The organism is Vibrio sp. HENC-03, from assembly GCF_000305755.2.
Lineage (GTDB): Bacteria > Pseudomonadota > Gammaproteobacteria > Enterobacterales > Vibrionaceae > Vibrio > Vibrio owensii.
Window position 1 is genome coordinate 248,845 of record NZ_JH976049.1, and the last position, 23,503, is coordinate 272,347.

A 23,503-nucleotide genomic window follows, 5' to 3' on the forward strand; every position below is an offset into this window, starting at 1 on the left:
AACTTTTCAATAATAAAAATTTGAAATATAAATACTATTATTAATCGAATTATTCAAAAAATAGCAGTATTAGATCTTATTCGCTATTCGATTTATTAAAAGAAAAGGAGTTCTTTATGGCGAGTCAAAATGCAAAAAAGATGGCGAAAGAATTTTTGAAAAATGTAGAAAAGGACAGTAAGTCATATCACAAAAGTTGGGCGAGAAAATTCGGTAATAAATACCAATCTGCAAAGAACTGGGTGAAACGTGACAAGAAAATGGTCGCGATGGATATTGCACAAAAAGGGGTAAGGACTGGTATCGGGATGATTCCATTTCCCGGCTCGAAAGAGGGGGCAGCCCTGTTGGAAGTCGCAGGTGGGGCAGCGTTAAAAGCCGCTTCTCGCAAAGCGTGGGAAGAAGGCTCAAAGAAAGGGGTTAAATCTCTTCTTAACAAAAAAATTGAATCTGCTCGCAAGCAACTTAAAACCAACTCGGTAGGAAAAGTCGATCACGAGTTCTTGGCGCTTTCTGCGCGTAAGCGTGATGAACACATTCATGCGATTCGTAAGCTAGTGAAGTACGAAGTTAAGTTACTGCCAAAGCGTTCTGATGAACTCAGTTTGCGGTTATTCAAGCTTAAAGAGGCGATCAATGAATCCCGAGTGAAACTCAACAAAACCACCATGTCTTCCACATCAGCTATCGATAACATGCAAGCTTGGACGGAGTTCTTTTCTGCTATCAAAGAGGTGGAGCACTACCAAGCGAAATTGCGTGAAAGCCTGATTCAAGTGCAAGAAATCACCAAGGATGTGGAGTGGTTCTTGGCGGCTTCTGAAGCAACGACTGATCAGATGAATGCACAAAACTTACCGCAACTGGAACAGGCGTTTGACCAGATCCGCCGCAGTTACGGCAACATCAATTCGCTGAAACAACTGCAAGATATGATGTTGGAGAGAAACCTCGTTGAATCCGGTTTGTTGGATGAAAAAGACTTAACCTACAAACTGGTCAACTAGGCAAATCCGACCGTTTGTTAGCAAATTAAACCCAATTAGGGAGTTGTTGTGCTCCTTAATTCTTTTTACTTTATGAATTTATTGAATTTTTATTGTCGACAATTTCAGCTTGCTCTTATAGAACTGAATGTTTTTCCACTCATAAATCACTCAATAACACTATACCTTAGTCTAAATTGTCGACAATTTGCTTGATTGTCGACAATCTGATCGTCTATTTTATATTCAAGTTAACAAATTGTTGACACTTTGATTTCTAAATACGAGTGCCTTGAATATGAATACAGAATTGAAAACTCGTCATAAAGTGATTGTCTCTGAGAAGGAGCACACTAAATCTGAATCGCTGACCGAATCGTTAGTGGAAGCGATTGTGAGTGGTGAAATAGAACCGGGTAGTAAAATCTCAGAGCCTGAATTAGCCAAGAAATATCAAGTAAGTAGAGGTCCTTTACGTGAAGCCATGATGCGCCTTGAAGGACTTGGTTTGATTGAGCGCATTCCGCATGTTGGTGCTCGCGTTATCACTTTCTCTCCAGAAAAACTCATCGAATTGTATTCCGTCCGCGAAGCATTAGAGGGTATGGCTGCCAGACTTGCGGCTCGCTATATCACTCAAGAAGAATTACTCAGTTTGGAAATGCTATTGTCGACACATTCCAAACATATCGACGAAGTTGAAGGATCGTCTTACTTCCACCAGCATGGTGACTTCGACTTCCATTATCGAATCATTCAAGCGAGCCGAAACAGCAAGCTAATCTCTTTGCTTTGTGATGAGTTATATCACTTACTGCGCATGTATCGTTACCAATCGCCACGTGCGCAATCTCGTCCTAATGAAGCACTCAACGAACACAAATTCATTCTGCAAGCGATTCGCAACCGTGATGAAGAGTTGGCAGAAATGCTGATGAGAAGGCACATCTCAGGCAGCCGAAAACTTATCGAATTACAGATTTTACATTCTGAAAGTAAAGATAGAGAACAAGACTAGAAGGAAATTGTCATGAGCTTATCTCCGGGGGCGAAGTTCAGACTCGCCATTGAGCAAAACAATCCGCTGCAGATCGTCGGCACCATTAACCCATACTGCGCCATGATGGCGAAAAACTTGGGTCACCAAGCTATCTATTTGTCGGGTGGCGGCATCGCTAACGCATCTTACGGTTTGCCAGATCTTGGTATTACAACATTGAACGATGTTTTGGTGGATGTAGACCGCATCACCAACGCGTGTGATTTGCCTTTATTGGTTGATATCGATACGGGCTTTGGTGGTGCTTTTAACATCGCACGCACTATCAAAGCGATGGAAAAAGCGGGTGCGGCGGCAGTGCACATGGAAGACCAAGTGGCGCAGAAGCGTTGTGGTCATCGCCCAAACAAAGCGATTGTTAGCCAACAAGAAATGGTCGACCGAGTGAAAGCGGCGGTGGATGCACGTAATGACGAGAGCTTTGTCATTATGGCTCGTACTGATGCGTTGGCGGTTGAAGGCATGGACAGTGCGATTGAACGTGCGATTGCATGTGTGGAAGCGGGCGCAGACATGATCTTCCCAGAAGCCATGAACCAGCTAGACCAATACCAGCAGTTCTCGGCAGCGCTCGAAGACGCGACAGGGAAGCACGTTCCAATTCTTGCCAACATTACTGAGTTTGGACAAACGCCTCTGTACGGCTGTGAAGAGCTAGCGCAATCCAAAGTGGACATGGTTTTGTACCCATTGAGCGCATTCCGTGCGATGAACAAAGCTGCCGAGATCGTTTACAAACACTTGCTAGAAGTTGGCAACCAAGAAGCGTTGCTTGATTCAATGCAGACACGAAAAGAGCTGTATGAGCACCTTAATTACCACGACTACGAGAATAAGTTAGACAAGCTGTTTTCGGAGGGTAAATAAGGTCAACAAAGAAACAAACGGAAGCCCAAGAAAAGAATCTCTAATCCAATAACGTGAAAATTGTCTGATTCAAAAGAGCTCATTAAGAGAGCCAAATCAGACAGAAAAGGAGTTCAACAATGCCTCATTCTGTAGAAAAGAAAGCTGAGATAGGTGGCGCAGGTCTACGCGGTCAAAGCGCCGGAAGCACAGCTTTATGCACTGTCGGTAAAACGGGGACGGGTCTAACGTATCGTGGTTACGATATTACGGACTTGGCAAATCATGCTCAATTTGAAGAAGTGGCGCATTTGCTGTTACGCGGTCACTTACCTAATCAACAAGAGCTAGACGCGTACAAGACACATCTATTGAGCTTGCGTGGCTTACCAGCGGAGCTTAAGCAAGCGTTAGAGCTGATCCCTGCTGATGCTCACCCGATGGACGTTATGCGCACAGGTTGCTCTATGTTGGGTAACTTAGAGCAAGAAATGGACTTTGAGCAACAGCTCCATGCTACTGAGCGAATGCTGGCGCTTTTCCCTGCCATAATCTGTTACTGGTATCGCTTCAGCCACGATGGCGTGCGAATCAAAACGCACGATAACAGTGAAGACTGCATTGGCGGCTACTTCCTAAAACTGCTTACTGATAAAGCGCCAAGCGAAACGCACAAAAAGGTGATGCATTGTTCTCTGATACTCTACGCAGAGCATGAATTCAATGCCTCAACATTTGCAGCGCGCGTATGTGCTTCTACGCTTTCTGATCTTCATTCTTGTATTACGGCTGCTATCGGTACGTTACGTGGTCCACTTCATGGCGGTGCAAACGAAGCGGCGATGGAGATGATTCAAGATTGGCAAACGCCAGATGAAGCAGAAGCAAACATTCTTCAGATGCTAGAGAACAAAGACAAAATCATGGGCTTTGGGCATGCGATTTATCGCGAAAGTGATCCTCGTAATGCACTGATCAAGCGTTGGTCAGAAGCGTTATCAAAAGAGGTGGGTGACACGCATCTTTACGCGGTTTCTGAGCGAGTGGAATCCGTCATGAAGCGTGAGAAAGGTCTGTTCTGTAATGCCGACTTCTTCCATGCTTCGGCTTACCACTTCATGGATATTCCGACCAAATTGTTTACGCCAATCTTTGTAATGAGCCGACTGACAGGTTGGGCGGCGCACGTGTATGAACAACGCGCGAACAATCGAATCATTCGCCCAAGTGCGGATTATACCGGACCGGATCATCAAGACTGGGTGCCAATCGAACAACGCTAGCGCGTGACGCCTCTTTGTGAGTTTCATCTTGCATGGCATTCACAAGGGGCGTCTCTTTCACCGCGAATCCATTTCAAAAACAGTATCGCGGTGCGTTCAGGCACAAGATGTACACTAAAGCGGAAGCAAGCCCATGAGCATCACCACAAATATAAATACTCAATATCGTAAGCCGCTCCCGGGAACCCAACTCGATTATTTTGATACCCGAGAAGCAGTTAACGATATTTCTCCCGGAGCCTATGAAAAGCTCCCATACACCTCACGCGTTTTAGCAGAGCAGTTGGTTCGTCGCTGTGACCCAAATACGCTCACTGATAGCTTAAAACAGTTGATTGAACGCAAGCGTGACCTCGATTTTCCTTGGTATCCGGCGCGCGTGGTTTGTCATGACATCCTTGGACAAACCGCATTAGTCGACCTTGCTGGTCTGCGTGATGCGATTGCTGAACAAGGCGGTGACCCGGCGAAAGTAAACCCTGTGGTTGAAACGCAATTGATCGTTGACCATTCACTGGCAGTTGAACACGCAGGCTTTGACCCAGAGGCGTTTGAGAAAAACCGCGCGATAGAAGAGCGCAGAAACGAAGACCGATTCCACTTTATCGAGTGGTGTAAGACGGCATTTGAGAACGTCAGTGTTATTCCTGCGGGTAACGGCATCATGCACCAAATCAACTTGGAGAAAATGTCTCCGGTTGTGCAAGCTAAGCAGGGCATTGCTTACCCAGATACCTGTGTCGGCACGGACAGTCACACACCTCACGTTGATTCTCTTGGCGTTATTGCGATTGGTGTCGGCGGTTTAGAGGCGGAGACGGTTATGCTTGGTCGCCCGTCGATGATGCGTCTACCAGACATTGTTGGAGTGAAGCTGACTGGTAAGCGTCAACCGGGTATTACCGCTACCGATATCGTGTTGGCAATTACCGAGTTCCTGCGAAATGAACGCGTGGTTTCATCCTATCTCGAATTCTTTGGTGAAGGGGCGCGAGACCTAACCATTGGCGACCGTGCGACCATCTCAAACATGACGCCAGAATACGGTGCAACCGCTGGGATGTTCTACATTGATGAGCAGACCATTAATTACCTCAAACTGACGGGGCGCGATGATCAACAGGTCGACTTGGTCGAGAAGTACGCCAAGCAAACTGGTTTATGGGCAGATGATTTAGACACGGCGGTTTACGAACGCGTGCTTGAGTTCGATTTGTCCCAAGTCGGGCGCAATTTGGCTGGACCATCCAATCCTCATCGTCGTTTACCTACCGCAGAGCTTGCTGAACGTGGTGTTTCTGGCGAGTGGCAAGAGAAGGAAGGCGAACTTCCAGATGGCGCGGTGATCATTGCGGCGATTACTTCTTGTACCAACACGAGTAACCCAAGAAACGTTGTAGCGGCCGGTTTGGTTGCTAAGAAAGCGAATGAGCTTGGCTTGGTGCGCAAACCTTGGGTGAAGTCTTCATTTGCTCCGGGCTCTAAAGTAGCTCGACTATACCTTGAAGAGTCTGGCTTACTCCCTGAATTGGAGAAGCTTGGTTTTGGTATCGTCGCCTATGCGTGTACAACCTGTAACGGCATGAGTGGCGCACTTGACCCGAAAATCCAACAAGAAATCATCGACCGAGATCTGTATTCAACGGCGGTACTTTCTGGGAACCGCAACTTTGATGGTCGAATTCATCCTTACGCAAAACAAGCATTTTTAGCATCGCCACCTTTGGTCGTTGCTTATGCGTTAGCTGGGACGATTCGTTTTGATATCGAACGTGATTCTTTAGGTACAGACAAAGACGGCAAGCCGGTTTATCTCAACGACTTGTGGCCAACGGATGAAGAAATTGATGCTGTGGTGGGTGAGTACGTTAAGCCCGAGCAGTTTAATCAAGTCTACATTCAAATGTTCAAACTGAATGATGAGGCTCGCAATCCAAATCCACTCTACGATTGGCGCCCGATGAGTACGTATATCCGTCGACCTCCCTACTGGCAAAAAGAGGGGGAAGGTGCTTTAGCTGGTGAGCGAACTCTGTCTTCAATGCGTCCTCTCGCCGTTTTAGGCGACAACATTACGACCGACCATTTGTCGCCATCGAACGCGATTTTGGCAAGCAGCGCCGCAGGCGAATACCTCGCGAAGATGGGCGTTCCAGAAGAAGACTTTAACTCATACGCGACTCACCGAGGCGATCACTTAACCGCGCAGCGTGCCACTTTCGCTAACCCGAAACTGTTCAACGAAATGGTCAAGGAAAATGGCGAAGTCGTGCAAGGATCGCTGGCGAGAGTCGAACCTGAAGGCAAAGTGACACGTATGTGGGAAGCGATTGAGACTTACATGAATCGCAAGCAGCCGCTTATCGTGGTCGCGGGTGCGGATTATGGTCAAGGATCGTCGCGAGATTGGGCGGCGAAAGGCGTTCGCTTGGCGGGGGTAGAAGCCATTGTCGCGGAAGGTTTTGAGCGCATTCACCGTACCAATTTAGTTGGCATGGGCGTGCTTCCTCTGCAATTTAAAGATGGCGTGAACCGAAAGACGCTCGAATTAGATGGCACTGAACTTTATGACGTTATCGGCGATATCACTCCAGGTACTGATTTGGCGTTGGTGATTACCCGTGCTAATGGCGATAAGGTTGATGTGCCAGTGACTTGTCGACTCGACACCGAAGATGAAGTTCACGTGTACAAAGCGGGTGGCGTGTTACAGCGCTTTGCTCAAGATTTCCTCTCGCAATAGACAGCGTAATAACGGAGCAAGATATGGACAGCAAGATGCAAAGCCAAATCAAAGTCCCGGCGACTTACATGCGCGGCGGTACGAGCAAAGGCGTGTTCTTCAACCTTGAAGATTTGCCACAGCCAGCTCAAGTCGCAGGCGAGGCAAGAGACAAACTGCTACTTCGTGTGATTGGTAGCCCTGACCCGTATGCCAAACAAATTGATGGCATGGGCGGCGCGACTTCCAGCACCAGTAAAACTGTGATTGTGTCGCGCAGTGAGCGAGCCGATCACGACGTTGATTACCTGTTCGGACAAGTATCGATAGATAAGCCGTTTGTCGATTGGAGTGGTAACTGTGGCAACCTTTCTGCTGCAGTCGGACCTTTCGCCATTCATGCAGGGTTGATCGACGAAGATCGTATTCCTCAAAACGGCATCGTTACCGTTCGTGTATGGCAGGTAAATATTGGCAAAACCATATTGATTCATGTGCCAATCGTAAATGGTTTCGTTCAAGAAACAGGGGAGTTTGAGCTTGATGGAGTGACGTTCCCTGCCGCTGAAATCCAAGTTGATTTCCTCGACCCTGCTGATGGTGAAGGCAGCATGTTTCCAACCGGCAATCTAGTAGACGATTTGGTCGTGCCGGATGTTGGGACCTTCAATGCCACCTTCATCAACGCAGGCATACCGACGATCTTCGTAGACGCAGAAGCGCTCGGTTACCAAGGCACTGAGCTTCAAGATGACATCAATAACGATGAATCAGCCCTTGCGAGGTTTGAGTCCATTCGTGCTTATGGCGCACTAAAAATGGGGCTTATTGATTCGCTCGAAGAGGCTCAAACACGTCAACATACGCCTAAGATTGCGTTTGTTTCCCAGCCTAAATCCTATTTATCGTCGAGTGGTAAAGCCGTTGAAGCAGGTGAGGTCGATATTCTCGTCCGAGCTTTATCTATGGGCAAGCTTCACCATGCCATGATGGGAACCGCAGCGGTCGCTATTGCCTCGGCGGCATGCGTCCCGGGTACTTTAGTCAATTTGGCGGCTGGTGGCGGAGAGAAAGAATCTGTGACGTTTGGGCATCCATCAGGAACGCTTAAGGTGGGGGCAAAAGCCAAACAAACAGAACAAGGTTGGGTGGTTGAGAAAGCCATCATGAGCCGCAGCGCGAGAATACTGATGGAGGGCTTTGTGCGTGTTCCCTCCAATGTCTTTGAATAACACAATTGCATGGTAGTGATACTTAAGAGAAGCAATGTCAGGACATACTGGAGGAAGCAATATGTCTGCATATCAAAAAGAATATCTTTGGGCACAAAATGAACCGGAAAACTTTTGGCGTGCTCAAGCTGAAAACATCGATTGGTTTGAAGCGCCAAACACCATCTTACAAGCTGACGAACATGGAATTGAACGTTGGTTTCCTGATGGCGTATTGAACACGTCATGGCTCGCGCTCGATTATCATTGCGAGCAAGGAAGAGGCGATAAAACCGCACTGATTTATGATTCGCCAGTGACGGGTCAAAAACAAACTTACAGCTATCAAGATTTGCGCGACCAAGTAGCAAAAATCGCGGGTATGCTTTCCAACCGAGGCGTAACCAAAGGCGATCGTGTGGTCATCTACATGCCGATGATCCCAGAGGCGGCAATGGCGATGCTGGCGAGTGCTCGATTGGGCGCGATTCATTCGGTGGTTTTTGGCGGTTTTGCCCCGAATGAGCTCGCCGTTCGAATTGAAGATGCGGAACCCAAAGTCATCATGACGGCGTCTTGTGGCATCGAAATCAATAAGGTACTTCCATACAAACCAATGGTTGATAAAGCCATTATGGACAGTCGTTGGAAGCCAGAGAAAGTCTTTGTTCTTCAGCGCCCCCAGTGCGAAGCCGAACTTAATCTAGAACGTGATTTAGATTGGCAGCAAGAATACGCACAAGCTTTGCCTCATGCGTGTGTCTCTGTGCTTGCGACAGATCCTCTTTATATTCTCTATACCTCTGGCACAACAGGGAAACCAAAAGGCGTGGTGCGTGACAATGGTGGTCATGCCGTGGCGATGAAATATTCGATGACGTCGATTTATAACATTCCTCAAGACGGTGTGTTCTGGGCTGCATCGGATGTAGGTTGGGTCGTTGGTCACTCTTACATTGTGTACGCGCCGCTGATTCATGGTTGTACAACAATTCTATTCGAAGGCAAACCGGTGAGAACACCTGATCCGGGTGCATTCTGGCGTGTTTGTGATGAATACAAAGTGGACGTGCTTTTCTCCGCGCCAACCGCTTTCCGTGCAATTAAGAAAGAAGACCCAGAAGGCGAGTTCATCAAGCAATACGACTTGTCCAACCTCGACTCAATATTTATGGCAGGCGAACGCCTTGACCCACCAACGCTAGAATGGGTTGAAAGCAAAGCAGATAAGCCGGTCATTGACCACTGGTGGCAAACGGAGACCGGATGGGCGATCGCGGGCAATCCGACCGGTATCGAGATGATGCCGGTAAAAGCAGGCTCTGCTACCAAGCCAATTCCTGGCTATCAGGTAGAGATTCTGAACGAAATGGGCATGCCAGTGGGCGCAAATCAACAAGGTTTTGTGGCATTGAAACGCCCATTACCACCAAGCTGTCTACCGACTGTCTGGCGCAACCATGACCGCTTTGAAACCGGTTATCTAAGTCAATTTCCGGGTTACTACGTATCGGGAGATGGCGGTTACCTAGATGAAGATGGCTACCTGTTTATTATGGGGCGTATTGACGACGTAATTAACGTCGCAGGTCACCGTCTTTCTACTGGCGAGATGGAAGAAATCGTTGGTGGTCACCCAGCGATTGCGGAATGCGCGGTAGTCGGTATCCACGATGAGTTAAAAGGGCAGCTACCACTTGGGTTCGTGGTTCTTAAAGATGGTGTGAAGATTGATGATCTAACGCTAGAAGGTGAGTTGGTGGGTAAAGTGCGCAGCGAGATTGGGGCAGTAGCGTGCTTTAAACATGCGCTGGTTGTTGACCGTTTGCCAAAGACCCGCTCAGGTAAAATTCTGCGAAGAACCATTCGTCAAATAGCCGATGGCGAGCAATACGTGGTGCCATCAACCATTGATGATCCATCCAGTCTAGGCGAAATCGAGCGCGTGCTTAAACGCGGCTAGTTAAGTACGATTTTAATTAAGCACGATCTTAGATTAGCTGCGACCAATCGTAAATATCGAAGCCTCTTGCTTTGTCGGCAAGAGGCTTTTGCATTCCTGCTTGCCTAATCTCGTGTTTAAACACACACTATATGGATTCCTGTTTTTGGCTTCTTTTCCTATGTCTACTTTTGTAATCAAACCAGCGCTTTTTGACGATCTTGAACAACTCAATGATTTGATGTTCGAGCTGCATGATGAGCACCACATTCAATCCCCAGAGCTGTTTAAAACCGCAGAAGAAATCGAACAAGAAAAGAGCATTGCTCGTTATCTCGATAACCCTGAATGTTTGGTTTATGTCGCTAGAGTAGAGGGTGAGATCATCGGCTTTGTGTCAGGGCACTTCTGCGAGCTTATTTCTACGGTTAGTAAACCAGTAATGATGGGAAGTGTTGATGAGCTCTACGTCTTACCAGAGTATCGCAAGCAAGGAACCGCGAAGGCTTTGATTGAAAAAATTGAGGCGACATTCGTTGATTATGGAGTGAAACAGATGTTTGTGGAGGTTTGGGACTTTAACCAAACTGCGATTTCTCTCTACGAGAACCAAGGTTTTGGGCATCATATTCATTGGTTAAGAAAGTCGTTATCCAATCGTTAATTAATGCGTAGCTAAGACGGTAACTTAGTGACTTATGTAATCTGACGATGCAAAAGTTGAGTCTACTAGTCAGTATTTGCTATTAGTTTTGTCGCAATGTGCGGCGACTCATTCTCATCCAAATTGGTGATGTTGTTTTTGTTTGCTTGTTTTGTAAGTGGCACATGAATAGTGCCTCATAAAACAAGAGGAAAATAACATTGAATCTATCAAAAACCTTACTTGCAACGGCGTTATTGCCAATGTTGGCAAGTGCAGATCAAGTCACGCAAACACAAAACAATGAAATTCAGCCGGATATCGTGGGTGGTATCACGGCAAACCCCAATGACTGGAAATTTTATACGCAGATAGTTAGCCGCGATGGTAATCGTTCTTTCTGCGGGGCGAGTTATATTGGGGATGGTTTCGTACTTACTGCTGCTCACTGTGTTGACGGTGACACACCAAATCAAATCGCGGTAAAAATTGGTGGTGTGATTTATAACGGCATTGATGGTGTACGCTCTAACGTCAGCCAGATCTATATTCATCCTTCTTACAATGCTTCTACGCTTTCTAACGACATCGCATTGCTTAAGCTCACTTCAATTCCTTCTGGTGTTGCGAAAGTGGATATAGCAGCAGGTAGTGTCTCACAATATGCAGGCGTCGGTGATTGGTTAACCGTCGCTGGCCTAGGCCGAACTTCGGAGGGGGGCAGTTCACCAACCGCGCTGCAAGAAGTGGATGTTCCTCTGGTCTCTGATGCGACTTGTCGACAAGCCGGCGGTAATTACACCACAGTTGGCTCCGTATCATTCTGTGCGGGTGTTCCGCAAGGTGGCATTGATTCTTGTCAGGGAGACAGCGGCGGTCCCATCGTCGTTAAGAACAACGGTCTCGTCACTCAGCTAGGTATCGTCAGTTGGGGTATAGGCTGTGCCCGACCAGGTAAGTACGGCGTGTATAGCGACATTGCGGCGTTACGTAGTTTTGTTGATGGCGTAGTAGGTACGACAACGCCTCCGACAGATAATGTTTCTGTTGGTTACACGGCAAATCAGACTTTAAGTTCTTTTAAAGTGGGCGAGCTGAAGCAACACAGTTTCAGTATTCAAAATATCGGTAATGTTGCGTTTACTGTCGAAAGTGTGGAGCTACAAAGTTCTGGCGTCACGAAATCTGCGATGATCACCAGAGACCAATGTGCACAATCGACACTCAATGCAGGCGGCTCGTGTCGTGTCGATGTGGAATTTGGCGCTTCTCAAGCAGGTGAGGCGAGTGTCGCTTTGGCTTTTGGTATCGATAAAACCAGTACTACATACCAAGCAGTGGCTACAGCTTCCGCCACTAGTACAACGACACCGCCTCCCGGTAGTTGTGATAATGAATGGAAAGCGAGTGGTGTATACAACACGGGTGAAACCGTTACTTGGGCTAGTCAATTATGGCAAGCGCAATGGTGGACTCAAGGCGATAACCCATCAGAATCTGGTCCATGGGGAGTATGGCAGTCAATAGGCAGCTCAGATTGTTCTGGGACTAATCCTCCGGTAGATCCACCAACAGAGCCTACGCCGCCATCTTCAGGTGAAGCTTACCAAGCGGGTACGAATTATTCTGCAGGGGATGTGGTGACGAATAACGGTGCAAGTTACCAATGTAAGCCTTGGCCAAACAGTTTGTGGTGTGGCTCAACTCCAAGTGCATATGAGCCGGGTGTGGGCTCGGCTTGGACAGATGCATGGTTAAAGCTGTAAATGCATAACTGAACCATAAAGAGAGTTTATTTGTTGTCGACAATAATCTCTCTTTCTTGTTTCAATTCTGAGAAGGCGTAAAATCCACGTAAATTCCTCTGACGTTAACTTAATATAACTGGCAAAATCGCAGCCAATATTTCGAGTTATGTCTGATTTTTGTCAGAACTATTTTGAAGAGTGTCGCAAAGCGTTTTTTGACATGTGTGCTAAATGTACAACTGGTTACTTAATTTATGTCGAAAAATATTGGTATTCCTGCCATCATAGCTGAGTGATTCTTCTTTTTTGTTAAAGGTCGTATTTTGTGCTGAGACAGCTGTTTTTTCTCATCCTGTATTCCATTTCTTTGTTTGTATCTCCTACATCTGCCGCGAATCCTCTTCCTGAAGACGTAAAAGGGGCGCTTTGTATTGTCCGCGCAGATGACAAACTGGTTTTAATCCATGAAATATTAACCAATAAGATTTCTCTTCCTGGTGGTACTGTTATTGAAGGTGAGTCACCAAAACTCGCGGCTCAACGAGAAACTTGGGAAGAAACTGGCTTAGTTGTCACTGTCGGCGAGGAGCTAGGTAGAACGGATACAGCTGTATTCTATGATTGTGTCTCTGATTCAGAAGTGATTGCGTTTTCGATGACCAACACTTTAGATGGGAACGAGCTTCCAATTTGGTTTGCGCCGCATTATGGCGTAGAAGTCGCCTCTGCAATGATTGCAAACCCGAGCAACATGTCTGCTTCTCTTTACCGTTATCCTGCGCAATGGAAAGAGGTGGCTGAATTTTATTCGCGAGCGACAAATCAATCAGTCGTCTATGTTGACCAATTGATAGACTCCGCACCGGGTTTTCGTCAACTTGAGCTTTCTTGGATGGTTGACCTACAAAGCTGGATCGCGTCATTTTCGTCAGCAAGCCGTGAAACAACCTGTGAAGTTGCGAAATTGGTAACGAGCATCAGCAACCCGACGTTTCTGTTGTTCTTGTTCCCGTTTGTCATGATGAAGTTTGATAGCCGTTTCGTTTACCGTCTATTTTTCTCTATCACTGCGACTTCTCTAATGGTATTGGTTGCGCAGCAGGGGTTCTCGCTACCAAGGCCGCACGTTTATATGCCGATCACAGAGTTAACGCATAGCTTTGGCTTTAGTTTCCCAAGCTTGCCGATCGCGATTTGGTTCTGTGTGATGACCTTCTTATTCCAAAGAACGAAGAGTTTTGGATTAAATCGAATCACTTTGTTGACGGGCTTGGTCACTTTAACCGTAATGTTCTGCAAGTTCTTCTTAGGGACTGCGTTTATTCTGGATATGTCTGTTGGTGCGTTACTGGGCGTTCTAGTGGCATGGCATGTTTTACGTTTGGAAGATAATCCAGAAATAGACGTCGATAGACTGCTCACCTCGAAAGGGGTTTGGTTCACCATGACAGCAATTACGGCAGTGATCTCTGTTATCTGGCCATTGCCTGTGTTCACCAGTTGGTTAGCGATTTTAATTACAGCGTCTGCACTGGTTATGACATTTAAAGAGTCGGATATTCGATTTGAGCGCCAGCAGATGTTGTTTGTTATTTTGGCCTTGTTGTTGGTTGATCAACTCTATCTCTACTTGGGAACAACGGTTTCGTTCAGTGGGTTCTGGTCTCTGGTCTTTAATACGTTCCATTATCCGTTGCTAATGCTGACTTTTATTACGTTAGCTAGAAAACTGACGTGTGGAAAGCGTGCGAAACAAGGCGCTTAGCTAGAAAATGGATAACAAAAAGCCTCGCTCAAATGCGAGGCTTTTTTACATCAATTCAGTTCGACTCAGAGGATTACGCGTTAAGCACAAATTTCTCGATCGATTTTGCTACACCGTGCTCGTCGTTGCTGACTGTGATGTAGTCTGCGATTTGTTTGGTTTCTTCCATTGCGTTCGCCATTGCGATACCAAGACCTGCGTATTCAAGCATGTGGTGATCGTTCTCTGCATCGCCCATACAAATCACTTCTTCAGCTTTGATGCCTAAGTATTCTGCGATTGCCGAAACACCAACGCCTTTGTTGCTTGATGGATTCAAGAACTCTAAGAAGAAAGGCGCACTTTGCACAACGGTAAACTCTTGTTTTAGCTCTGCTGGTAGGGCTGAGATAACTTCAGTTAGTTTGCTTGGCTCTGCAACCATCATTGCTTTGATGATAGCGTGATCATCTTCAAGCGCATCAAAGTTCATCTCAGTGACTTCTACGCCATTGATTTTTGCTTCGATGTCAGTGTAAGGGTTGTTTTCTTCTGTGATCAGACCATGCTCTTGGCTGAATGCGTGAACATAAGCGCCAAGCTCGCGTGCTTTACGTGCAATTTTCTTCGCGGCTTTGCCATCAATGATCTGCTGGTGGATGATTTCATTGGTACCAATGTTTTTCACCATAGAACCGTTGTAGTACAAAACAAAGTCTTTGTCTGAGTTGATGTTTAACTCGTCTAGCTTGTCTTGCATTCCCTCAAGAGGGCGGCCAGAAGCAAGGACAACGGTCACACCCGCTTCACGTGCTTTTGCAATGGCTTGCTTGTTCTCTTCAGAAATTACTTTGTCGCTGTTTAGCAACGTGCCGTCCATGTCTAGGGCGATCAGCTTGTACATCTTTACTTACCTTAAAAAATGGGGAACCTGCGTATGAAACTACAAAACAACCTATTTTAACAATTTATTTTTGGTTTAAATTGACCTGAGTGCGCCTCTCCATTAAGGTCTTCGCCTCGAAGTATAATGAGTTGAGTGAGTTCTACGTTGTATAAGCTAAATGAGATGTTTGAAACCATCCAAGGGGAAGGGGTTTTCACTGGTGTGCCAGCGGTTTTTGTGCGTTTACAAGTATGTCCGGTTGGGTGTTCTTGGTGCGATACGAAACAGACTTGGTACGCAGAAGAGGAAGACCAGCGCCAGATCGGTGATATCTTGGTGAAAACAGAAGATTCTCCAACGTGGTGTTTCGCATCGGCAGAAGACATCGTAGCTGAATACAAAAAGCAGGGCTTCAATGCGAAGCACATTGTGATCACTGGTGGCGAACCATGCATTTATGATTTACGTGCGTTGACGGCTGCATTTGAAGAAATGGGTTGCCAATGCCAAATCGAAACCAGTGGTACTTCAGAGGTGGTAACTTCAGAAAGTACATGGGTGACAGTGTCACCTAAGGTCGCAATGAAAGGGAAGCTACCAGTACTCAAAAGTGCATTAGAACGCGCAAATGAGATCAAACACCCGGTGGGTACCCAAAAAGACATCGATCAGCTTGATTCGTTGTTGGCGTCAGCAGACATCGCTGAGAAGACAGTAATCGCACTTCAGCCTATCAGTCAGAAGCCTCGCGCTACACAACTGTGTATTGATACCTGTGTTGCTCGCAACTGGCGTTTGTCGGTTCAAACTCATAAATACCTAAGTATTGCTTAAGCTCGGAGAGAAAGATGAAAAAAGCAGTCGTTGTTTTCAGTGGTGGACAGGACTCTACAACATGTCTGGTTCAAGCCTTAAAAGAGTTTGACGAAGTACATGCCATCACATTCGATTACGGTCAGCGTCATAAGCTGGAGATTGAAGTGGCTGAGAAAGTTGCAAAAGATCTTGGCGTCGCTGCACACAAAGTGATGGATGTTGGCTTACTGAATGAACTGGCCATTAGCTCTCTGACACGTGACGACATTCCAGTTTCTCATGAACTTCAAGAAAACGGTTTGCCGAACTCATTTGTTCCAGGTCGCAATATTTTGTTCCTAACGCTTGCTGGCATCTACGCTTACCAAATTGGCGCAGAAACCGTCATTACTGGTGTTTGTGAAACAGACTTTAGTGGCTATCCAGATTGTCGTGATGATTTCGTGAAAGCGATGAACAGTGCTTTGGTTAAGGGGATGGATCGTCAGTTTGAAATCAAAACTCCGCTAATGTGGTTGAACAAAGCAGAAACGTGGGCACTGGCTGATCAATATGATGCGCTGCAACTAGTTCGTGAAAGCACGCTAACTTGCTACAACGGCATCATCGGTGATGGTTGTGGTGATTGCCCGTCTTGCGACCTGCGCAAAGCGGGCTTAGATGACTATCTAAACAACAAAGACGCCGTTATGCAGTCGTTGATGCAAAAGCAGAAGACGGAAGGTCAATAGGCTCGTTGTACGCATCAATCACGGCATTATGTCCGTTCTTTTTAGATTGATACAAAGCTTGGTCTAGTATCGAATACAACTCATCGAAGTTACTGAGTGGCTTAGACGTTGAGAGGTAGGCCAAGCTTGCTGTCACATTGAGAGTCTCGTCGTTAGTGCTCTTAATTTGTTTTTCAGAGATAGTTTTGTGTAGGCTCTGGATACGGAATGGCACATCAATCTCATCCACGTTCTTCAGCAGCAAGATAAACTCTTCGCCTCCCAATCGACCAAGATACTCACCTTTATTCAATTTAACTTGAATCGCTTTACACACGTGCTTCAACACCAAGTCGCCAGTTGGGTGTCCGTGCTTGTCATTGAGCAGTTTAAAGTTGTCTAAGTCGATCAGGGCTAATACATAGCGCATGTCTTCTGGAGCACTGACGGTTTGATTTCTGATTTTTTCAATGATTGTGCTTCGGTTTAACGAACCGGTAAGCCTATCTAAACGTGATTTGATCTTGGTATTGCGCAATACGAACAACACGACTAGTAAAATAGTAAGCAGACAGAAACTCACAAAGTTATAAGCTCGTTGCTGTTCACCTAACTTCTCAAGTTCTAAGAGCTTAAGGTTTCGCTCATTGTCTATTTTGACGAGTTGAAGTTCATATTCGTACTCGCTTTTTGTTAGATCCAACGCCTCAATTGCTTTTACGTTGTTGGCATCACGGCTAGCAAGTTCGAGCTTTGCGTAATTTTGATAGTGTGAGAGGGCGTTAGAAAAATCATTTTGCTTTTGATAAATCTGCGACAACAACAGCTGGGCTTTAGCTTGTAGAGCTGAAGTGGAGTTTTTGTTGGCGAGTTCTAACGCCGCTTGCGCGTGTTCCAAAGCCTCGCGTAGAGAATCGTGCTTCAAATAAGCAAAGCCCGCGGTCAGATGGCTTTCAGTTTGCAGACGCTTATTTTCGTATTGCCTACCCAATGCAAGTGCACTTTTAATGTAAGGTACTGCATTTTTCAAATCGCCAGAATCAACATAAGCGGAACCAAGTCCAAGATAAGTTAACCCTTGACCGTAGGGATAGTTAAGATCCTCAAGAAGCGTCAATGCGTTCTTGTAGTGGCTGACCGCTTTTTCATAATCCATAGACTTGCTATACATCGCCGCCAAGCTATGTTCGACCTGTGCGACTTCTAGCGGTGTTGATTCAAGTTGGCGTGCCAACAAGGCCTGTATTAAGTATTGTTCGGATTGCTCAAACTGACCTAACTCGCTCAGTAAGTTACCAACGTCATTGTAAACACCGGTTGGGTCACTTTGAGTCGGCATTTCTGTCAGTAATCGACGGTACAAATTCAGTGCAATCTCATACTCGCCGCGAAAGTCAAAGTTGTTCGCGATAACACGTAAAGCAAGATCCGAAGGGATATTTTGTTGATGATCGCCCGATAAATGATTGTTTAATGATGAACAAAAGAAGCTTGCTTTGTGGTACTGGCCCTGTTGATTCAACGTGTAGCAAAGCTGATAGTTCATCAATGCTTTAGTTTCTTCATCACTTCGCTGTTTTGCACTTTGTAGTAAGGAAGTAAAAACGTTTACTGACGTATCGTAGTTGCCATTTTTTCGTTCTGTCAGTGCAAGAATGTATTTGGACTCAAGCTTGGCAAAGCGGTTTTCTAATATTTGACTGCTTCCATAATACGGCTGATCAATATTCGACATGTATTCGTAAATCAAGCCGCTAACGTACAACTTTTCGCTATTAGAATCGGCGCTATGATATCGATCTTGCAGCATGCTGAGCGCAGACTTAGCGTTTGTTTTCATCGTAGCTTGATAGACAGCATGCCATTGGGTGATATTTTGAGTGTCACTTGCGTTTGCCTGACCGCCGATTAGGAGTGACGCAAGCAAAGAAAGCAGGGTACGCATAGTGATGTAACCTTATGTTATTTTTATATTGTTTGCTCAGAATGATATACCAATTAGGTACAGTTCATTGTGACAAAAGCCGAAGGGTATAGATAATGGAATGAAGAAAATTATGCGCTCGGTCGAGCTTTACATCGAAAAGGTAAGTAACAATAAAGCAGACCCCAGCACGATGCTGAGGTCTTTAGGAATTAGCCTACGTACAGTTTAGCTAGATCTTGAGGTTCAACCTCTTTACCTTCTAGCTGAGCGTTCCAGTTTGTACCAACAAGCACGCCATCTTCTGCAAGAGTTAGAAGCCAATCTTCAACAAAGATATCTAGAGGGATTTCTAGTACTTCGAAATCTGCCCATTCTTCAACGTTGTGTGTTTGTGCATCTTCCTTAGTAGACCAGAAAGGCATAACCTCGCTGTTTTCGAATTCAGTTGATTCACAAGATAACCAACCTTCTTCATTACGTAGACCCCAAACCAACTGGTTTTCTTTGGTTTCAGCAACGAAAAGGTCAAGGTTTGCTTGGATATCTGATGTAAGTTTGCTCATTTCAAAACTCTCATTGTTATGACGCGAGTAGATTACCACTAAAGTGCCGATTCCTAAAGCATAATACGGTTTAGCAAGGTTGAAAAAGAAAAGGAGCCGAAGCTCCTCAAATTAACTTTTTGGAAGTGTGGTGAAAATAGTCCATTCTTTCTTGATTTCACCTTTGTAACCAATGACTGAAGCAGTCACTCGACGGTTAAGAGCGTGGCTCACTTCATCGGTACCTTGTTGGGCTAGGTGCGTATCACCAAATCCAACAATGCGAACTCTATCTGAATCGATACCATACCCAAGCAGTGCTGTACGAACGTTGTTCGCTCGACGTTTTGACAAGTCTAAATTGTGTTGTGAACCACCGACTTTGCTAGCGTAACCTTGCAACTCAATGGATGTATTAGGGTACTCTTTTAAGAATTCTGATAATTCACGAATTTGGCGACGGAACACCGAGTTAATTTCATCAGAGTCATTTGCAAATAGTACTCTTACTTGCATTTTTTCAGACGATTTTACGTACTCACCACAACCGTCGTTGTCGATCTCTGAAGTCGCGGGCGTTCCAGGACACAGATCTCGCGCATTGATTACGCCATCATTATCATCGTCCAGAAGGTCTGCAATTTGCTCGGCGTGAGGCGTTTCTACATACTCGTATTCATCCTCAGCTACTGCAAAATGGGTAGTGAGCAATACACCTAGCGCTAAAAGAATTTTTGTTGCTCTCATGGTCTAGTACTCCACCTTCTGATTCCACTCGACCGGAACGTCAACACGGAGTGCGTTGAGTAACTGACCTGTCGCGTTCATTACACGGTACTTCGCGTATTGCTCAGCGTATTTCGCATCTAAATAATCTTTACGAGCTTCAAACAATTCGTTTTCAGTGTTCAATAAGTCGAGTAGGGTACGTTTACCAATTCGATACTGTTTCTCATAAGCGATAACGGTTTGAGAGGCTGAATCAACGTGATCAGATAAGAACTGTTTTTGCTGCTGTGTGAGATCCAAAGCACTCCAAGAGAGTCTTAATCCTTCTTCAACGTTTCGATACGCTCTTTCGCGCAGATCTTTTGCTTTGTTTAACTGGTACGCAAAGCTCTCTGCATTGGCTACATCACTACCACCATTGAAAAGGTTGTAACGCATACGTAGCATCGCAGTGGTTTCGTCACCACGCCCCTCAATACCACCTGCATCATCTCGCCAGGTTTGCGCGGCTTCAACAGATAGCGTGGGGTAGTAAGTTCCTTTCGACTGTTTATATTGGAACTTCGCTGAATCGACATCTGCCATTGAAATCTGAATTACTGGGTGGGCTTGAAATGCCAAGTCGATCGCATCATCTATCGTGTAAGGGATGAAGTTTTGATCTGCACGAGGAAATATTAACCCTTGAGGTGATTGACCGACAATTCGAGTAAACATGGTATGGCTGTCGAATAAGTTGTTTTGTGCAGCGGCTAGATTTCCATGAGCTTTAGCTAGACGTGCTTCTACTTGTGTTAAATCAGCCGTTGAGCCGATACCAGAATCAACTCGCTTTTTGATGTCTTGATAGATTTTCTTGTGCACTTTCAGGTTGTTTTCTGAAAGCGTTAAGATTTCGTATGCTTTTACAGCATCTAGATATACTTTTGATACTTCAAGTGCAGTGTCTTGCGCATCTGCAAGTAATTGAAATCTGACAGACTCAGCATCTGCTGCGGTTCTGTCTATGTCATTGAGCGTAGCTGAGCCATCCCATATCAACTGAGTGAGCGTGACGGTCGCTTCTTTTCTAGTGAGATCTGTAGACTCTCTTCCGGATTCTGCAGGATCGATGCCTTCATATCCAATTCCTGCATCAAGATCTACCGAAGGGAGGTAAGCGCCGCTCGAGGCTTCATTCACGTACTGCTTACTTACGAATTCATTAAACGCGCTTTTTATATCGGGGTTCGTCTTAAGTGCATTTTCGACTGCTTGCTCTAACGTTTGCCCTATTGCAGGGCTAGTCGCGAGCACACCTAAGCAAAAGGCGTTGGCACGAGTCCACTTCACTGTGATTCTCCTAATTAAGTAATTTTAGAGGCGAGAAATTGTTCTTATAAATTAATTGGCCTCCATTGGCGTCAATAATTTAACGCACAAAGCTATTAACAATCAACTATGTGACTAGTTGCTATACTTATTGATGTGTAACTGTGTGTTTTCTATTGGTATGGTATTCTCATTATAGTTTGAACTAATATCATGTTTTTCATCGCTTATTTGGTATGGGCGCCCATATGTTTGTGATTCTCATCACTTTGAGCCGTTATATACATTTGTATAACTAATATGTGACTTGGAAGTTGTAATTTAGTGTTAATGCACTGTTATTGCGATATATATTCGGGCAATATATAGCAAATAAGTATCATTGGTCAAAATGTTGACAGTAATTTTAGGTCAGGGGTTTATATGGATCGTACATCCTTAGTTTCATCAGTTGGACAGTTAGTTGTAGTAGGTTTGGATGGAAAGCTACGAACACTTGCTGAGAATGAGCAACCATTGCCGGGTGAAGTAATCGTTGAACGAAATGATGTAGAGCAAATTGGCTTAAAGGTTCAACTAGTAAAAGACAACGGTGTACAAGATGTTTCAGATGATGTTGCTCAAATTATCGGTGCACTTGAATCTGGACAAGATCCAACGCAATTGGGTGACGAATTTGCTACTGCGGCAGGGGAAAGTACTGGCTCAAGTTTACAGACGAGCGGAACAGTTAATCGTATTGGCGCCGAATTATTGGCAGGTACCGGATTTGAAACAACGGGTATAGAATCTCTGGGCTTTTCAGAAACGCAGATCCTATCACTAAATGATCTATATCTTAGTGCTTTGCGAGGAAATGTTGTCGCATCGGAACCTGCGCCGCCAGTGGCAGGCGATGATACGGTGGCGACTGATGAAGATGCTTCTATCACTATCGATGTCCTTGCCAATGATGAAGACTTGGATAGTGAAAACTTATTTATCGAATCGGCAATTGTTCCTGAAGAGCAGGGAAGTGTTGAAATTGTTGATGGTGAATTGGTCTTTACTCCGGCTGAAGATTTTAACGGTGAAGCAACCATAACTTATGTTGTGACTGATGGTGAATTGTCAGATGAAGCAACGGTGTCGGTTACTGTTAATCCTGTAAATGATGCTCCAGTAGCAAATAATGACAGTACTGAAACGGATGAAGATACGCCAGTTACCATTGATGTACTACTAAATGACACCGATGTTGACGGCGATACGCTGACCATCGTGAATGCTTCTGTTCCTGCAGAGCAAGGTACGGTTGAGATCGTAGACGGTAAGCTTGTCTTTACTCCAGCAGAAAACTTCAACGGCGACGCTACCATTAGCTACACAGTTTCTGATGGTACATTAGAAGATGATGCGGAAGTTTCGGTAACCGTAAATCCAGTAAACGACGCCCCAATCGCGAATGACGACAGCACTACGACGGACGAAGATACGCCAGTCACCATTGATGTGCTACCAAACGATACCGATGTTGACGGTGACACATTGACCATCGTGAACGCGTCTGTTCCTGCAGAGCAAGGTACGGTTGAGATCGTAGACGGTAAGCTTGTGTTTACTCCAGCAGAAAACTTCAATGGCGAAGCAACCATTAGCTACACAGTTTCTGATGGTGCATTAGAAGATGAAGCGGAAGTTTCGGTAACCGTAAATCCAGTAAACGACGCCCCAATCGCGAATGATGACAGCACTGCGACGGACGAAGATACGCCAGTAACCATTGATGTATTACCAAATGATACCGATGTTGACGGTGACACACTGACCATCGTGAATGCGTCTGTTCCTGCAGAGCAAGGTACGGTTGAGATCGTAGACGGTAAGCTTGTCTTTACTCCAGCAGAAAACTTCAACGGCGAAGCAACCATTGGCTACACCGTTTCAGATGGTGCGTTAGAGGATGAAGCGGAAGTCTCGGTAACAGTTAATCCACTTAATGATGCTCCAACAACCGAAAATGTTATCCCACCCCAAGTTCTACAAGAAGACTTTGCCGAATACACGATTAACTTAAATAACGCATTCAGCGATGTTGATAACTCAGACAGCGAACTGACGTTCAGCGTTTCTGGTAACAGCAATATACAAGTATCGATTGTCGATGGTATCGCAACTATCACCCCAACCGCTGACTGGAATGGTTCTGAAGAGTTAACGTTTACCGCGACAGATCTAAGCGGTTTGGAAGTGAGCCAGACGGTTGATTTCACAGTCAACGCCGTTGCCGATATTGTCGCTGATAGTGCAGATATCGTTGAAGATACGCCAACCATTTTGAACGTGTTGGATAACGATACTTTCGAAGGCCAATCGCCAGTGGTATCTGTAGAAGCTGGCAATGGCCCTGTAAATGGT

The 23,503-nt window shown here is 45.5% G+C and carries 18 protein-coding genes; 13 read left to right on the plus strand and 5 right to left on the minus strand.

The genetic code is table 11. The annotated features are described in order from the left end of the window. Positions 1-116: 116 nt before the first annotated feature. The 10 genes from VCHENC03_RS23290 to VCHENC03_RS23245 all read left to right on the plus strand — a co-directional run bounded on the left by VCHENC03_RS23290 (position 117) and on the right by VCHENC03_RS23245 (position 14,206). The gene (locus tag VCHENC03_RS23290; protein WP_009704400.1) at positions 117-1,007 is read left to right on the plus strand and encodes a hypothetical protein; all 891 of its coding nucleotides are present in this window, start codon (positions 117-119) and stop codon (positions 1,005-1,007) included. Between the two features lie 277 nt (positions 1,008-1,284). Further along, positions 1,285-2,004, plus strand: coding sequence for a GntR family transcriptional regulator (locus VCHENC03_RS23285; protein ID WP_009696948.1), 720 nt, complete (start codon positions 1,285-1,287; stop codon positions 2,002-2,004). Between the two features lie 12 nt (positions 2,005-2,016). Continuing rightward, a complete protein-coding gene (gene prpB, locus VCHENC03_RS23280; RefSeq protein ID WP_009704401.1) occupies positions 2,017-2,913 on the plus strand; it encodes a methylisocitrate lyase in 897 nt (298 codons plus the stop codon). Positions 2,914-3,032: 119 nt separating this feature from the next. After that, the gene (prpC, locus tag VCHENC03_RS23275; RefSeq protein WP_009704402.1) at positions 3,033-4,175 is read left to right on the plus strand and encodes a bifunctional 2-methylcitrate synthase/citrate synthase; all 1,143 of its coding nucleotides are present in this window, start codon (positions 3,033-3,035) and stop codon (positions 4,173-4,175) included. A 133-nt stretch (positions 4,176-4,308) separates the two neighbouring features. Beyond that, positions 4,309-6,918 carry a Fe/S-dependent 2-methylisocitrate dehydratase AcnD gene (acnD, locus tag VCHENC03_RS23270; RefSeq protein WP_009704403.1) on the plus strand — a complete coding sequence of 870 codons (2,610 nt, stop codon included), beginning with the start codon at positions 4,309-4,311 and terminating at the stop codon, positions 6,916-6,918. 23 nt (positions 6,919-6,941) lie between these two features. After that, positions 6,942-8,129 carry a 2-methylaconitate cis-trans isomerase PrpF gene (prpF, locus tag VCHENC03_RS23265; protein WP_009704404.1) on the plus strand — a complete coding sequence of 396 codons (1,188 nt, stop codon included), beginning with the start codon at positions 6,942-6,944 and terminating at the stop codon, positions 8,127-8,129. Between the two features lie 61 nt (positions 8,130-8,190). Further along, a complete protein-coding gene (locus VCHENC03_RS23260; protein ID WP_009704405.1) occupies positions 8,191-10,071 on the plus strand; it encodes a propionyl-CoA synthetase in 1,881 nt (626 codons plus the stop codon). A 160-nt stretch (positions 10,072-10,231) separates the two neighbouring features. Continuing rightward, positions 10,232-10,714 (plus strand): GNAT family N-acetyltransferase, encoded by a 483-nt coding sequence (locus VCHENC03_RS23255; protein ID WP_009704406.1) that lies wholly within the window; start codon positions 10,232-10,234, stop codon positions 10,712-10,714. 200 nt (positions 10,715-10,914) lie between these two features. Next, complete coding sequence (locus VCHENC03_RS23250) at positions 10,915-12,459, plus strand: trypsin-like serine protease (RefSeq protein WP_009704407.1); 1,545 nt, start codon at positions 10,915-10,917, stop codon at positions 12,457-12,459. Positions 12,460-12,766: 307 nt separating this feature from the next. Then, positions 12,767-14,206: a bifunctional NUDIX hydrolase/phosphatase PAP2 family protein gene (locus tag VCHENC03_RS23245; protein WP_009704408.1), complete on the plus strand. Its 1,440-nt coding sequence runs from the start codon at positions 12,767-12,769 to the stop codon at positions 14,204-14,206. Positions 14,207-14,279: 73 nt separating this feature from the next. Here the strand turns inward: VCHENC03_RS23245 and VCHENC03_RS23240 are convergent, their stop codons facing one another. Continuing rightward, positions 14,280-15,089 carry a Cof-type HAD-IIB family hydrolase gene (locus VCHENC03_RS23240; RefSeq protein ID WP_009704409.1) on the minus strand — a complete coding sequence of 270 codons (810 nt, stop codon included), beginning with the start codon at positions 15,087-15,089 and terminating at the stop codon, positions 14,280-14,282. 165 nt (positions 15,090-15,254) lie between these two features. On the opposite strand from VCHENC03_RS23240, the gene queE reads away from it, so the two are divergent. Next, on the plus strand, positions 15,255-15,905 hold the full coding sequence (gene queE / locus VCHENC03_RS23235; protein ID WP_009704410.1) for a 7-carboxy-7-deazaguanine synthase QueE: 651 nt from the start codon (positions 15,255-15,257) through the stop codon (positions 15,903-15,905). 14 nt (positions 15,906-15,919) lie between these two features. Then, positions 15,920-16,618 carry a 7-cyano-7-deazaguanine synthase QueC gene (queC, locus tag VCHENC03_RS23230; protein WP_009704411.1) on the plus strand — a complete coding sequence of 233 codons (699 nt, stop codon included), beginning with the start codon at positions 15,920-15,922 and terminating at the stop codon, positions 16,616-16,618. Here queC and VCHENC03_RS23225 read toward each other — a convergent pair. The 4 genes from VCHENC03_RS23225 to VCHENC03_RS23210 form a co-directional block, all read right to left on the minus strand. Beyond that, the gene (locus VCHENC03_RS23225) at positions 16,575-18,542 is read right to left on the minus strand and encodes a tetratricopeptide repeat-containing diguanylate cyclase (RefSeq protein ID WP_009704412.1); all 1,968 of its coding nucleotides are present in this window, start codon (positions 18,540-18,542) and stop codon (positions 16,575-16,577) included. The genes queC and VCHENC03_RS23225 overlap by 44 nt on opposite strands. 191 nt (positions 18,543-18,733) lie before the next feature. Continuing rightward, the gene (locus VCHENC03_RS23220) at positions 18,734-19,087 is read right to left on the minus strand and encodes a DUF2750 domain-containing protein (protein ID WP_005443612.1); all 354 of its coding nucleotides are present in this window, start codon (positions 19,085-19,087) and stop codon (positions 18,734-18,736) included. Between the two features lie 111 nt (positions 19,088-19,198). After that, entirely contained in the window at positions 19,199-19,813 is a 615-nt protein-coding gene (locus tag VCHENC03_RS23215; protein WP_009704413.1) for an OmpA family protein, read from the minus strand. A 3-nt stretch (positions 19,814-19,816) separates the two neighbouring features. Beyond that, positions 19,817-21,127 (minus strand): TolC family outer membrane protein, encoded by a 1,311-nt coding sequence (locus VCHENC03_RS23210; RefSeq protein WP_009704414.1) that lies wholly within the window; start codon positions 21,125-21,127, stop codon positions 19,817-19,819. Between the two features lie 402 nt (positions 21,128-21,529). Between VCHENC03_RS23210 and VCHENC03_RS27920 the strand changes: the two genes are divergently transcribed. Next, a partial coding sequence (locus tag VCHENC03_RS27920; RefSeq protein ID WP_009704415.1) for a tandem-95 repeat protein occupies positions 21,530-23,503 on the plus strand: 1,974 nt, incomplete at its 3' end.